The following is a 12,912-nucleotide window of genomic DNA, read 5'->3' as shown; positions in this document are numbered from 1 at the left end:
ATCTCACGGCTTGCGGATCTTGATGTTGCGGTACCACACCGGGTCGCCGTGGTCCTGCAGGCAGATGCGGCCGGTGGCGACTTCGGCGAAGTGCGGCATGGCCGCGAACTTCGACTTGGCGACCATGGCCTTCCAGGCGTCGTCGCCATAGGAGGTGTCGGCCGTTTTCACGCCGTTCAGCCAGTGTTCGATGTGGTTGTTGTTGAACAGGACACGCGCGGAGTTCCATTCGCCGACCGGCTTTGAGGCGTCCGACGGCGGTACGATCAGGTCGTAGAGTGCGCCGGCGGTGTGCGACGGGATCTTGCCGTCGGAATGGCCGGCATTGTCCAGGACCTGCATTTCCGGCCCGGTCTGGTAGGGGCGGTCGGTGTCGGGCACTTCGCGGACAAAGTACATGACGCCGCTGTTGCCGTTGGGCGAGATCTTCCAGTCATAGACCAGTTCGAACGCGCCGAACTCCTCTTCGGTGACGATGTCGCCGCCGCCGGCCGCCTTCAGCGCCAGAGCGCCGTCCTCGATGACCCAGCCGGGCGTGCCGCCCTTGAACTTGCGCCAACCGGTGGTGTCGGTGCCGTTGAACAACAGCTTCCAGCCGGCGGACTTTTCAGCCGCAGTCAGGGTGTTGGGCTGGGGCGTGCCGGCGCAGGCGGTCAGCGGAAAGGCGGCGGCGGCCGTGGCGGAGAGGAGCAGAGAGCGACGGTTCATGGGGTATCCTTTAAACCACGGGGTAGGGCAGGTTCAGTTGTTTCAGCAGGCCTTTGAGGTGTTCGACGGCTTCGTCGCTGGGGCCGGGATAGTCCTTCATCGGGGTATTGCCCTGGAAGCCGATCGCCGCCTTGCCTTCCGGCGCGGTGAAATAGCCGCCGACGATCAACCCGCGCAGGCGTCCGAAGAAGCCGGCCGGCTCGACCAGGAAGTCCGGCACGGGGTCCAGCATCAGGGCGTCGACGATACGTGCGTGGGTCGCAGCGTCTGCCTTGGCGAAGGGTTTACCGGCTTGCGCGTTCAGCCAGGCCAGGCCGTTGATCACCTTGCGGCGGTCGCCGGCCTGGGCTTCGTAGGGCGAGCTGATCCATTCGTCGACAAAGGCGGCGATGTCGATATCGCCGGCGCCGGGACCGCTTTCGTCCGGCGGCAGGATCAGGTTACCCAGGATGTTGATCGCCTTGCGGCCGTCGGCGCTGAGCAGAAGCGGCCAGGGCGCGGTGGGGTTCATCAGGTCGGGATCGGTGCCGTAGCCGAGCGCGGCATTGACCGGCAGCTCGAGATCCGGCCAGGCGATCTGAGGATTGAGCGCGGTTACGGCCACCGGCTTGTCCGCGCGGGCGGCGGCCGGGACGGCGGGAATGGCGGTGGCGGCGGCCGCCAGCCAGGCTAGGGTGGTGCGGCGGGACAGGGTCATGCGAACGCCCCTTGCTTGATGTCGGCGGCCAGCTTGTCGCAGGCGCGCCAGGCCAGGGCCATGATGGTCAGGGTCGGGTTCTTGTGCGGGTTCGAGGTCAGCATGGCGCCGTCGGTAACCAGCAGGTTGGGTACTTCCCAGCAGCGGTTATAGGCATCCAGCACCGAGGTTTTCGGATCGGCGCCCATGCGGGCCGTGCCGCCTTCGTGGATGATGAAGCCGCCCGGACGAATGTTGGTTTCACCGGTGTCGTTGGGATTCGTTACGGTCCCACCCATGCGCTTGATGATGGCGCGGGCCGTGTCCAGCCCGTGCTGGACCATGTTGATCTCCTGGTCCGACCATTTCCAGTGGAACTTCAGCACCGGAATGCCCCACTTGTCGCGGACATTGGCGTCAATCTCGGCATAGCAGTCCTTGTTGGGGATCATCTCGCCGCGCAGCGAGAAGTGGACGCGGTTGCCCATGCGGCGCTTCATGGCGGCGCGCAGTTCGGCGCCATTGGCCCGGGGCAGGTCGCCGCCGCCGGTCCACGGCCCGGGCAGGCGGAAGCCGCCGCCGATTTCGAAGTGATAGCCGCGGGCGAAGTTGAGCTTGCCCTCTTTCTGTTCCTTGTACAGCCACCACGGGATATAGAGGTGGGCCTGGTCGGCGCCTTCCTCGTTATAGATTGGCCGGCCTTCCAGGCCCGGAATGATGCCGCCGGTGTAGCCGCCGACCGTGTCGACCAGGTTGCGCCCGACCTGGCCCGAGCCGTTGGCCACGCCGTTGCGATGGTCGTCATTGCGCGAGTTCAGCATCAGGCGCGAGGTCTCGCAGGCGCTGGCCGCCAGGATGACGGCCTTGGCGGTGACCGTGTGGCGCTGGCCGGTCTTGCGGTCGACATATTCGACGCCGTCGGCCTTGTTTTTCGACTTCATCACCACTTTCGCCACCATGGCGTCGGTGACAACGGTCAGCCGGCCGGTCGCCGCCGCCAGCGGCAGCAGCGAGGTCGTCGCCTGGAATGCGGCGCCGATGCTGCAACCACGGCCGCAGGGGCTGGTATAGTAGCAGGCGTTGCGCGGCGCGACCTCGTCGGGCTTGTCCTTGGTCAGGATGGCGTAGCGCGACGGCACGCACGGCACGCCCAGGTCGTTGGCCGCCGCCTTGATCAGCAGCTCATAGACGCGCGGCTTGGGGACGGGATGGGCGATGCCGGGCGGCGAATCGGGGTGATTCTCAAGTCCGTTCCGCGCGCCCCACAATCCGACGATTTCCTCGGTGCGGTCATACCACGGCGCGACCTCGTCGTAGGAGACCGGCCAGTCCATGCCGATGCCGTCGCGCGAAAACGGCTTGAAGTCGTAGGGCCCGAAGCGCGGCACATGGCGGCCCCAGTGATTGGTGCGCCCGCCCAGCATACGCGACCGCCACCATTCGAACTTTTCGTCCTTGGCGGTGGTGTAGGGCTCGCCCGGTACCTGCCAGCCGCCATCGATCGTGGCGTCGTAATAGCCGAAGGGCTTGTCGACCGTGCCCGTGGCGCGCAGGGGCGCCTCGTGCTCCTGGCCCAGCATGTTGACCTCTGCCTGCGGGTCATAGGACCGGCCGGCTTCCAGGACCAGGACATTGATCCCGGCGCGGGTCAGGGCATAGGCGGCCATGCTGCCGCCGGCGCCGGAACCGACAATAATGACATCGTGCCCGGTGGATCGGGCGGCCTTGTCGAACATGTGTCCCCCTGAGGGATGGTTTTTGTTATTGGGGGGCAGATAACGACAAAAATTTGCGCCTGTCACGGTCCGTTTTTAAGGATTAAAATAATTCAATAGATTTAAATTGGTCTGATCACTTTTTGCATAGGTCAGATGTTTGTCTTGACGCTTATGTGGTTGGGCTGGTAACGCTACCACTGCAAGAAGCGCCGTACAGAGCGTGTTGAGGAGATGCCCGTGAGTCTGACCCCTAGTTTTGTGGGACGCCTTCTGGTGTCCGTGTCTCTGATCGCGATGTGCGCCGTGGCGGCGCCTGTGGTCAGGGCCCAATCTCAGAATTTGGATCTCGATCCGGTGCCGGCCGAAGTGGCCGCCCAAATCGCCGCCATGGGCTATCGCGACACGTCACTCGATCCCAAGACGCGCGCCGCCGATCTGGTGGCGCGCATGACTCTGGAAGAAAAGGCAGCGCAACTGGGTCATACGGCGCCGGCCATTCCGCGCCTGGGCGTGCCGCAATACAACTGGTGGAATGAAGGCCTGCACGGCGTCGCCCGCGCCGGCGTCGCCACCGTATTCCCCCAGGCCATCGGTATGGCGGCGACCTGGGACGAACCCATGATGACCACGGTCGGCGATGTCGTCTCGACCGAGTTCCGCGCCAAATATGTCGAACGCGTCCATCCCAACGGCGGTACCGACTGGTACCGTGGCCTGACCGTGTGGTCGCCGAATATCAACATCTTCCGCGATCCGCGCTGGGGCCGCGGCCAGGAAACCTACGGCGAAGATCCGTACCTGACTTCGCGGATCGGCATCGGCTATATCCATGGCCTGCAGGGCACTGACCCCAAATTCTTCAAGACGGTGGCGACGTCGAAACACTTCGCCGTCCATTCCGGGCCCGAATCCAACCGCCACAAGGAAGACGTCTATCCGTCGAAATACGACCTGGAAGACACCTATCTGCCGGCCTTCCGGGCTACAGTGACCGAAGGCAAGGCCTATTCGGTGATGTGCGTCTATAATGCCGTCTACGGCGTGCCGGGCTGCGCCAGCGACTTCCTGATGGAAGAGAAGCTGCGCCAGAACTGGGGCTTCCCGGGCTTTGTGGTGTCGGACTGTGGCGCGGCCGCCAACATCTTCCGCGAAGACGCCCTGCATTACAAGAAGACCGCCGAAGAGGGCGTCGCCGTCGGCTTCAAGGCCGGCATGGACCTGATCTGCGGCGATTATCGCAACAAGATGAGCACCGAGGTCCAGCCGATCATCAATGCCGTCAATGCCGGCCAACTGCCGATCGCGGTGGTCGACCAGGCCCTGGTGCGCCTGTTCGAAGGCCGCATCCGGCTGGGCCTGTTCGATCCGCCGGCCTCGCTGCCGTTTGCCAACATCACCGCCGCCGACAACGACACGCCGGAACATCACGCCGTGGCTCTGGACATGGCCAAGAAGTCGATGGTTCTGCTGAAGAATGACGGCCTGCTGCCCTTGAAGGCCGAACCTAAGACCATCGCCGTCATCGGCCCCAATGCCGACAGCCTCGATGCCCTGGTCGGCAACTATTATGGCAAGCCGTCCAGGCCGGTCACCGTGCTGGAGGGTATCCGCGCCCGCTATCCCGATGCGAAGATCGTCTATGCCGAGGGCACCGGCCTGGTCGGTCCGGCCGAACCGCCTGTGCCGGATACGGCGCTGTGCCTGGATGCCGCCTGCACCCAGCCCGGCCTGACGGCCGAGCACTTTGCCGGCGACCAGTTGCAGGGGGCTGCGACGGCCACCCGTACCGAGGCCAATGCCCGCCTGGACTGGCAGGGTGAGGACCGCAGGTCGTCGTCACGCTGGACCGGGTATCTCAAGGCGCCGCAGTCGGGCGAATATCGCTTCCGCTATCTCAGTGAAGGCGGCTATCGCGTCTGGGTCGGCGATAAACTGGTCGTCGACGAATGGGGCGTCGGCGATGCGCCGTCCATCCTGTCGGGCAAGACGGTGCTGGAGGCCGGCAAGGTCTATCCGATCAAGGTCGAGGCCTTCCAGCGCGGTCCGCGCGGCACGCAGAAGCTGCTGTGGAGCCCGCCGGTCGACATGGCCGGTCAGGCGGTCGACGTGGCGAAGACGGCGGACCTGGTGGTATTTGTCGGCGGCCTGTCGGCACGGGTCGAAGGCGAGGAGATGAAGGTCGAAGCCGAAGGCTTTGCCGGCGGCGACCGCACCAGTATCGACCTGCCCAAGCCGCAGGAGCAACTGCTGGAAAAGATCTTCGCCACGGGTAAGCCGACCGTTCTGGTGCTGATGAGCGGGAGTGCGTTGGGCGTCAACTGGGCCGACAAGCATGTGCCGGCCATCATCGAGGCCTGGTATCCGGGCGGCGAAGGCGGTCACGCCGTGGCGCAGCTGATCGCCGGTGACTATAGCCCCGCCGGGCGGCTGCCGGTGACCTTCTATCGTTCGGTGGATGCCCTGCCGGGCTTCAGCGACTATACGATGAAGAACCGCACCTACCGTTATTTCAACGGCGAGGTGTTGTATCCGTTCGGCCATGGTCTCAGCTACACGACGTTCGGTTACGCTAAACCCAAGGTCAGCGGGGCGTCGGTGGCGGCCGGTTCGCCGGTGACCGTGTCGGTCGAGGTGACCAACAGCGGCGCCATGGACAGCGACGAGGTCGTGCAGCTGTACGTCTCGCATCCGGGGGGGACGGCGATCCGTTCTCTGCAGGGCTTCCAGCGGGTGAACCTGAAAAAGGGTGAGACGAAGACGGTTCAGTTTGTCCTGAACGACCGGGCCTTGAGCGTGGTCGATGAGCAGGGCGGGCGCAAGGTTGAAGCCGGCCAGGTCGATCTGTGGATCGGTGGTGGCCAGCCGGTGTCGCGTGAGGGGTTGAAGTCGGCCCCGGGTGTGAAGGCGTCGTTCCAGGTGACGGGTTCGGCTGTGGTCAGCGATAAGGTTGCGGCGAAGTAGCGTTGTAAGAATCCCCTCTCCCCGTTCTTCACGGGGAGAGGTTAGGGTGAGGGGCGGGGCGTCTTCCGAGTGCTCCGTCCTCTGAAGGCCCCTCACCCGATCGCCTACGCTTCGCTCGGCTCTCGTCCTCTCCCCGCAGGCGGGGAGAGGGGATTTTGGTCACACCGCCACCTTCATCGCCGCCACAATCTGCGCCTGGGCCTGTTTCAGCAAATCCCGCATTCGTGCGTTCTCCGCCCGCAAGGCCGCTTCGGCGCGGTTATTGCGCAGGACATAGGCCAGTTGGTGCGACAGGAGCCGCCAGTTGATCGGCTTGACCACAAACTCCGTCGCGCCCACGGCATAGGCCCGGTCCACCGCCACCATGTCTTCACGGCCCGTCACCACCACGATCGGCAGGTGCGCCAGCCGGGCATCGGCCCGCACCTTTTCGATCAGGTCGAAACCGTTCATCCGCGGCATGTCGAGATCGACCAAAGCGATATCGATACCGCCCGCCTGCAGCCGCTCGAACGCCAGAACCCCGTCCGCCGCCAGCTCGACCTCAACCGAAGGCGTCGCCAGGTGCACCGCCGCGAATTCGCGCAGGATGGGATCGTCATCGGCGACGAGAACCCGCGCCGTCTCCATTTCCACAAAACTGGAACTCATTGTTTCAACACCGTGGTGTTGCGCGGCCCCACGCCCTCAGGCACCGGAACACCTGAGCCACTATAGCGCGTATTGATCACCAGGACAGGGCTGTTCTTCAGTTCCAGCTTCTTGGCAACGACGATGCTCCAGTCGGAGTCCTGATTGACACTGCCCTGGGAGGTCACCTGAAGCGTGGCGTTCGGGATGTAGATGGTCCCCAGAAGTTGCGACACATTGCTGGATGAGATCTTGAAGACGTTGGTGTTGGCCCGCGTCGTGGCGATCAGGAATCCGGCGAACGGTCCGGTCTTGCGCGCCGTCAGCTTGACATTGGCCTTGTCGGCGAAATGGAATATCTGCAGCGGCCCGAAGATCAGGGCGACGTCATCGCCCTGCAGGATCGAGTTCTGCGTCATGATCAGCCCGCCGATGAAATAGTGATCGCCGGGCATCAGCTTCACCTTGGTGCTGCCGACGGCCAGGATGGGCAGGCAGTGAACGCCGGGCTGGACCGCCGTATCTGCCAGCAGCGGTGTGGCGGCGATATTGAGGCTGAGGTCGCACAGTTTCGACGGATTGAGGTTCATACCGGCGAACGGGTCGGGGATGGGCAGGGCGCCGCCGTTGCCGGTCGGGTTGGTCGCGCCCGTCACCGTGCCCGAGGCCTGGATCAGCTTACCGGTGATCATGGCCGACTGGGTGACGGCGATCTTGTCGTTGGCGTGGATCATGCAGCCCGGCGCCTTGATCTGCGCGGTCTGGTTCAGCGTAATGCCGCCGGTATCCACCTGCAGCACGCATAACGGCGTCTTTTGCAGCGCTTCGGCGACGGCGCTGGCCTTAAGGACCTTGTCGCCCAGGACACCGGTAATGCCATGATGCTCGGCCTGGGCATTGACCGTCAGGGTGCCGTCGGCGCGATCGATCGCGACGGTAAAGGTGGCGCGATCGTCAGCCAGATTGTCGGTGGCGGTGCGGATGGCGACCCGGCGGGCATCTTCGTCGCCGTTGGTGGAGGCCAGGCTGAGCCGCCCGGCGCCGGCCAGGGCGCCGGCATCGGCCGCCTGCTGCAGGCGGTTCTTCAGGCCGGACATGTCGCCGTATTCGAGGGCGCCGCCAACGGCCAGCAAAAGTGGCACGGCGGCGAGAGCAAAAATCATCGCCGACTGACCGCTTTGACAGCGTATTATTTTACCGAGGTTACGCCAAAACATTCTGCTTGGTTTCCAGCCCATCGGAAACTTTATCAGCCAGATTTTAAGATTTAATTGCTAGCCTGCAGAACGGATTAACGGGTCGTGACCTGGCCGCAACATCCTTAAAACAGACAACAGGCCCGTATGAGTTCCTCCAAGCGCGTGAAGTCAGCTCCCTCGATCCGCCGGCGATTAACCTTGTTGGTGCTGGGGTCGGTGCTGTTCACGACCTTGCCGGTGGCCGGACTGTTCACCTGGCAGGAAACCACCCGCGCCGCCCAGTCGCGCTGGTCGCAGATGAAGACCGCGGCTGACGTCCTGGCCTCGTCCGCCGCCGAAGCCGTCGCCGAAAATGACCAGCAGCGCGCCTTTACCGCCATCCGCGCCGTGTCGCGCACGCCGGGCATCATCTACGCCCGCGTTCAGGGGGCGGGCGGCTATGTCCTGGCCGAAAACGGCACCGGGTCCCGCCTGCGCCAGGATGTCCGCATCGATTCCGATACGCCCAACCCTTCGGTGCGCCAGCTCGTCCTGACGAAGTCCATAGAGGTCACCGCCCCGGTGACGATCGACGGCCGGCGTATCGGCCAGGTTGTCGTCGTGCACCAGGCGAATGGCGTGGCATCGGCCCTGGCGCGTTCGCTGCTGGCCATCTTGGGCATAGCCGCCGGGGCGCTGGCCCTGGCGCTGTTCGGGGTCACACGGTTGCAGGCGGCCATTACCCGTCCCCTGGCGCGGCTGACCACCTCGGTCGGCGCCATCGCCGAAAAGGGCGATTTTTCCCAACGGGTGACCATCGAGAGCCGTGACGAGGTCGGCCGCCTGGTCGACAGTTTCAACGCCATGCTGGACGCCATCCGGACCCGCGACGCGAAGATCGAAGCCCAGGTGAAGGGGCTGGAAGGCGAGGTCGCCGCCCGCACGGCCGACTATGTTTCCGCCCGTGACGAGGCCCTGGCCGCCACCGCCGCCAAGTCCGACTTCCTGGCCACAATGAGCCATGAGATCCGCACCCCGATGAACGGGGTCATGGTCATGGCCGAGCTGCTGGCCGCCGAAAGCCTGCCGGCCAAGGCGCGCCGCCACGCCCAGACCATCGTCAAGTCGGGGCGCTCGCTTCTGGCGGTCATCAACGACATCCTCGACTTTTCCAAGATCGAGGCCGGCAAGCTGGAGGTCGAAACCACCGAGGTCGATATTCTCGATCTGACCGACGACATCATCACCCTGTTCCAGGCCAAGGCGCGCGAAAAGGGGCTGGAGCTGGCCGTGTCGGCGCATCCCGACGCCCCGCGCATCGTCCCGGCCGATCCGGTCCGCCTGGGCCAGGTCCTGTCCAACCTGATTTCCAACGCGCTGAAGTTCACAGAGTCCGGCCTGGTCGCCATCGCGATCGAGCCGGCGCATGGCCGCAGCTGGAAGCTGTCGGTGCGCGACACCGGCATCGGCATCGCCGCCGACAAGCTGCCCAGGATCTTCGCCGCCTTCAGCCAGGAAGACCAGACCACGACGCGGCGCTTCGGCGGCACGGGCCTGGGGCTGTCGATCGCCAAACGCCTGGTCGAGGCCATGGGGGGCGAGATTTCCGTCACCTCGCAGCAGGGCCGGGGCACCAAATTCCAGATCGTCATGCCGGCGGGGGCGCACAGTGAGACCTGCGCCCCGCCGGTGGTGACCCACGCGGTCACGGTCGATCTGCGCATCGAAGGCGCCCTGACCCGCGCTGCCCTGGCCCGCCGCCTGCAGGCCGCCGGCATCACGGTCGATTCGGCCGATCCCGCCGCGGTTATCGCCGACAAGGCCCACCGCAGCGCCGGCGATGTCGCGTCGACGAAACTGGTCCTGCTGGCCGATCCCGATGACGCCGAAGCCGACGGTCACGTCCGCCAGCGTCATGCCGCCTGCCTGCTGCCGGCGCCGGTGCGCCACCGCGACCTCGATGCGCTGATCGTACGCCTGCGCGACGGCCAGGCCCTGGTGCTGAACGAACCCGAGCACAATCCCGAGTCCATCGAAACCGCCTGGCCGCGCGCCCGCGTCCTGGTGGTCGACGATGCCGAGGTCAATCGCGAAGTCGCGATGGAGGCCCTGTCGCGCTTCGGTATCACCGCCGAAACTGCCAATGACGGCCAGGAAGCGCTCGATCGCCTGGAGGTCGAGGATTTCGACCTGGTGTTGATGGATGGCTCCATGCCGGTGCTGGACGGCTTCGAGGCCACCCGCCGCCTGCGCCTGCGCGAAGCCCGCACCAGCGCCACCGCCACGCCGGTGATTGCCCTGACGGCCCACGTCGTCGGCGCCGCCGCCGAAGCCTGGCGCGAGTGCGGGATGGACGGCGTGCTGCACAAGCCGTTTACGCTGAAAGCCCTGGGCGGGATCCTGCAGCACTGGTTGCCGGAAAACCTGGCCGAGGAGCCAGGCTTGTCCGATTTCGATGACGACAGCGAACCCCTGGTCACGGTCGATGAAGAGCTGTTCGATCCGGAAGTGGCCGGGCCACTGCTCGACAGCCTGGACAGCGACCGCGGCGATTTTGTCCGCAAGGTGGTCGGCCTCTACACCAAGCACGCTCCGGACTGCATTGCCCGGCTGCTGGCGGCGCGCGCGTCGGGCAGCGACGAGGACCTGGCCAGCGCCGCCCACGCGCTCAAGTCGATGAGTCTGAACCTGGGCGCCCGTGCGGTCGCCGAAGCGTCCGCGGTCATAGAACGCGCGATCCGCGAAGAGGGACGAAAGGTGACGGTCGAGGAGATATCCAATGTCCGCGCCTTGCTGGAAGCCACCCTGGTGCGGCTGGACGACGTGGTCGACGGCGGTGAGCGTATGACCGTGCTGCCCGAAGATCCCGAGCAGGTGATGGTGCGCGAACTGAAGGACGCCATCGCCGCCGAAGCCTTCGAGATGAAGTACCAGCCGATCTTCGACCGCAACGGTATTTTGCCGGTCTCGGCCGAGGCGCTGATCCGGTGGAATCGCCCCGATGGCACGCCGGTTGGACCGGATATCTTCATTCCCCTGGCCGAGCGGGAAGGCCTGATCTGCGCCATCGGCGCCCTGGCGCGCCGGAAGGTGCTGCGCGAGGCGGCTCACTGGTCGATCCCGGTGGCCGTCAATGTGTCGGGTATCGAACTGGATCAGCCGAGCTTTGTCGCCGACCTGAAGGCTTTGCTGGAGCAGACCGGATACGCCGCGAACCGGCTGGTGCTGGAGGTGACGGAAACCGCCTTCATGGGTGATCCGAAGCGCATCAACGGTCTGTTCGAGGAACTGCAGGCGTTGGATATCAAGCTGGCCCTGGACGATTTCGGTGTCGGCTATTCGTCGCTGACGGCGCTGCACCGTTTCCCGTTCGACAAGATCAAGATCGACAAGGAATTCGTCCATGCCCTGGACGGTGACCAGCGCGCGTCGCTGGAGGCCCTGGCCATCATCCAGGCGGTGACGGGCATCGGCCGCGCCTTCGGCATGCAGGTGGTGGCGGAAGGCATCGAGACCCAGAGCCAGCACTCGGCTTTGAAGGCCGCCGGCGTCCACGCCATGCAGGGCTGGCTGTTCGGCAAGCCGATGTCGGCGCCGGGCCTGACCGCCTTGCTCGGATTGCAGGATCAGCGTCTGGCGAGCTGAGATTTTGACCCGCGAATGGACACGGATTGCCGGATGTGCCCGCAGGCAGGGGGCGATCCTGTTGCTTGATATCAGTTTTTCTCCGAAATTTGACGGGAACGACCATACGGATGGCGGGGTCTGGCCGCGATCCAATCACCTAAGAGTTTGAAATAGCCGTCCGTGACGCGCGTGTTCGTCCGGGTTCCGTCGGGCTTTTCGACAAATTCATACATGCCGTGATCGGTGTCGGGAAAGACGTAGACATCGAAAGGTTTTCCCCGTTTTTTGAAATCGCGTAGCGATGCGAGCGTTTGGTCTATCGGCGCTTCCCGGTCCCTCTCGGCGATCGTCCACAGGAGAGGCACGTCCAACCCCTTCAATACGGAGGTTGAATCGTAGTCCCAGATGATTTCCAGATTGTCGAAGACGGCGCGGCCGACGCGACGAAGATCGCTGTCGTTCATGCGCAACATGTCTCCGCTGTATTCTCCGTCAATAAGATTGGCCCAGGTTTCAACGCCGGCTTCTTGTCGGATGGCGTCCAGGGCCTCGAAGCCGGAGGTGAAGTGGGAGGAAACGATCTTTGCCGTGGCTTGCGACAATCGTCTTATCTGGTCCATTTCAACGCCGCTGAGACCCAGGGTTTGGGCCTCCAGAAGCATCTGGTCGCGATCTTCCTCGATCGGCGTTGCGACCAATCCAAAGCCCACGGCGACAAAGTCGACCCTTGACCGTGTTGCCGCCAATGGCGCGACCCAGCCCCCCTGGCTTTGTCCCCAATATCCGGACCTGTCGAAGCGGCCAGACGCCATGGTTTGCGCGTGCGCCATCGCGGCTGCGGCGTCGTCAGCCAGCAATTCGAAATTTTGCGTATAGAACCCGCCGGATTGTCCCGTGCCCCGCTTGTCGTAGGTGAAAACCGCTATGCCCTGCGCGGCAAGCAGATAGGCGCGATTATTGCCGATCGCGGGCTCGGTGTCGGACCCATGGACCATCACGACCAGGGGGTGCACCGGTGCAGCGCCCTGTCCCGCCGGTTCCAGCAATTCTCCGACAAGGACAGCTCCGGCCACGGGAATCTCTTCGCGCGTTTGTTTGAAGTCTCTTTTCTCAAGCCGGACAGGTTCGGCATTTTCGGACGTCAACAGAACGTATCCGGCATGACACGTGACGGGACTCGTCGGGGACAGTGTGCTTCCGTACCGGCCGTCCAGAAGTAAATACCCCATCCCGGGGGAGGGTATCCAGTCCTTTGGCGCCAGCAAGACAATGTCCTGATCCGGTGCTCCGTATGCGCCGGCTTCGCACAGGACTTCGGCGGAACGCACCGATGTAACCGTCGCCAGGAAGAGTGTGGCGATGGCCATCAGGCTGCGCATTTTCTTATTCTGGTGTCGCAAGATGGAATGTCCCC

At 64.5% G+C, this 12,912-nt stretch carries 8 protein-coding genes; 2 read left to right on the top strand and 6 right to left on the bottom strand.

Translation table 11 applies throughout. From position 1 onward, the window contains the following. Window positions 1-3: 3 nt before the first annotated feature. Genes ABAC460_RS31865 through ABAC460_RS31855 form a run of 3 tightly spaced genes read right to left on the bottom strand, consistent with a single transcriptional unit; the run spans window position 4 to window position 3,120 of the window. Window positions 4-708 (bottom strand): 3-keto-disaccharide hydrolase, encoded by a 705-nt coding sequence (locus ABAC460_RS31865; RefSeq protein WP_023452696.1) that lies wholly within the window; start codon window positions 706-708, stop codon window positions 4-6. Between the two features lie 10 nt (window positions 709-718). Next, window positions 719-1,405, bottom strand: a complete 687-nt coding sequence (locus ABAC460_RS31860) for a gluconate 2-dehydrogenase subunit 3 family protein (RefSeq protein WP_023452695.1) — start codon at window positions 1,403-1,405, stop codon at window positions 719-721. Then, window positions 1,402-3,120, bottom strand: a complete 1,719-nt coding sequence (locus tag ABAC460_RS31855; RefSeq protein WP_023452694.1) for a GMC family oxidoreductase — start codon at window positions 3,118-3,120, stop codon at window positions 1,402-1,404. Before ABAC460_RS31855 ends, ABAC460_RS31860 begins: the two co-directional genes overlap by 4 nt. Window positions 3,121-3,339: 219 nt before the next feature. Between ABAC460_RS31855 and ABAC460_RS31850 the strand changes: the two genes are divergently transcribed. After that, on the top strand, window positions 3,340-6,063 hold the full coding sequence (locus tag ABAC460_RS31850) for a glycoside hydrolase family 3 C-terminal domain-containing protein (RefSeq protein WP_444551271.1): 2,724 nt from the start codon (window positions 3,340-3,342) through the stop codon (window positions 6,061-6,063). A 159-nt stretch (window positions 6,064-6,222) separates the two neighbouring features. Here the strand turns inward: ABAC460_RS31850 and ABAC460_RS31845 are convergent, their stop codons facing one another. Next, the gene (locus ABAC460_RS31845) at window positions 6,223-6,714 is read right to left on the bottom strand and encodes a response regulator (protein WP_023452692.1); all 492 of its coding nucleotides are present in this window, start codon (window positions 6,712-6,714) and stop codon (window positions 6,223-6,225) included. Next, complete coding sequence (locus ABAC460_RS31840) at window positions 6,711-7,856, bottom strand: pilus assembly protein TadG-related protein (protein WP_023452691.1); 1,146 nt, start codon at window positions 7,854-7,856, stop codon at window positions 6,711-6,713. The genes ABAC460_RS31845 and ABAC460_RS31840 overlap by 4 nt, the downstream gene beginning before the upstream one ends. A gap of 180 nt (window positions 7,857-8,036) precedes the next feature. On the opposite strand from ABAC460_RS31840, the gene ABAC460_RS31835 reads away from it, so the two are divergent. Further along, on the top strand, window positions 8,037-11,516 hold the full coding sequence (locus ABAC460_RS31835) for an EAL domain-containing protein (RefSeq protein ID WP_235075776.1): 3,480 nt from the start codon (window positions 8,037-8,039) through the stop codon (window positions 11,514-11,516). 71 nt (window positions 11,517-11,587) lie between these two features. Here the strand turns inward: ABAC460_RS31835 and ABAC460_RS31830 are convergent, their stop codons facing one another. Continuing rightward, on the bottom strand, window positions 11,588-12,877 hold the full coding sequence (locus tag ABAC460_RS31830) for an alpha/beta hydrolase family protein (protein WP_023452689.1): 1,290 nt from the start codon (window positions 12,875-12,877) through the stop codon (window positions 11,588-11,590). Window positions 12,878-12,912 lie beyond the last annotated feature (35 nt).

The organism is Asticcacaulis sp. AC460, assembly GCF_000495795.1.
Classification (GTDB): Bacteria; Pseudomonadota; Alphaproteobacteria; order Caulobacterales; family Caulobacteraceae; genus Asticcacaulis.
This window is presented reverse-complemented; position numbering and strand designations above follow the sequence as displayed.

What these genes read in the sequence shown, in the direction of transcription:
- ABAC460_RS31865 (WP_023452696.1), bottom strand. Translation starts at nt 708, where the DNA reads ATGAACCGTCGCTCTCTGCTCCTCTCCGCCACGGCCGCCGCCGCCTTT.
- ABAC460_RS31840 (WP_023452691.1), bottom strand. Translation starts at nt 7,856, where the DNA reads ATGATTTTTGCTCTCGCCGCCGTGCCACTTTTGCTGGCCGTTGGCGGC.
- ABAC460_RS31855 (WP_023452694.1), bottom strand. Translation starts at nt 3,120, where the DNA reads ATGTTCGACAAGGCCGCCCGATCCACCGGGCACGATGTCATTATTGTC.
- ABAC460_RS31845 (WP_023452692.1), bottom strand. Translation starts at nt 6,714, where the DNA reads ATGAGTTCCAGTTTTGTGGAAATGGAGACGGCGCGGGTTCTCGTCGCC.
- ABAC460_RS31835 (WP_235075776.1), top strand. Translation starts at nt 8,037, where the DNA reads ATGAGTTCCTCCAAGCGCGTGAAGTCAGCTCCCTCGATCCGCCGGCGA.
- ABAC460_RS31860 (WP_023452695.1), bottom strand. Translation starts at nt 1,405, where the DNA reads ATGACCCTGTCCCGCCGCACCACCCTAGCCTGGCTGGCGGCCGCCGCC.
- ABAC460_RS31830 (WP_023452689.1), bottom strand. Translation starts at nt 12,877, where the DNA reads ATGCGCAGCCTGATGGCCATCGCCACACTCTTCCTGGCGACGGTTACA.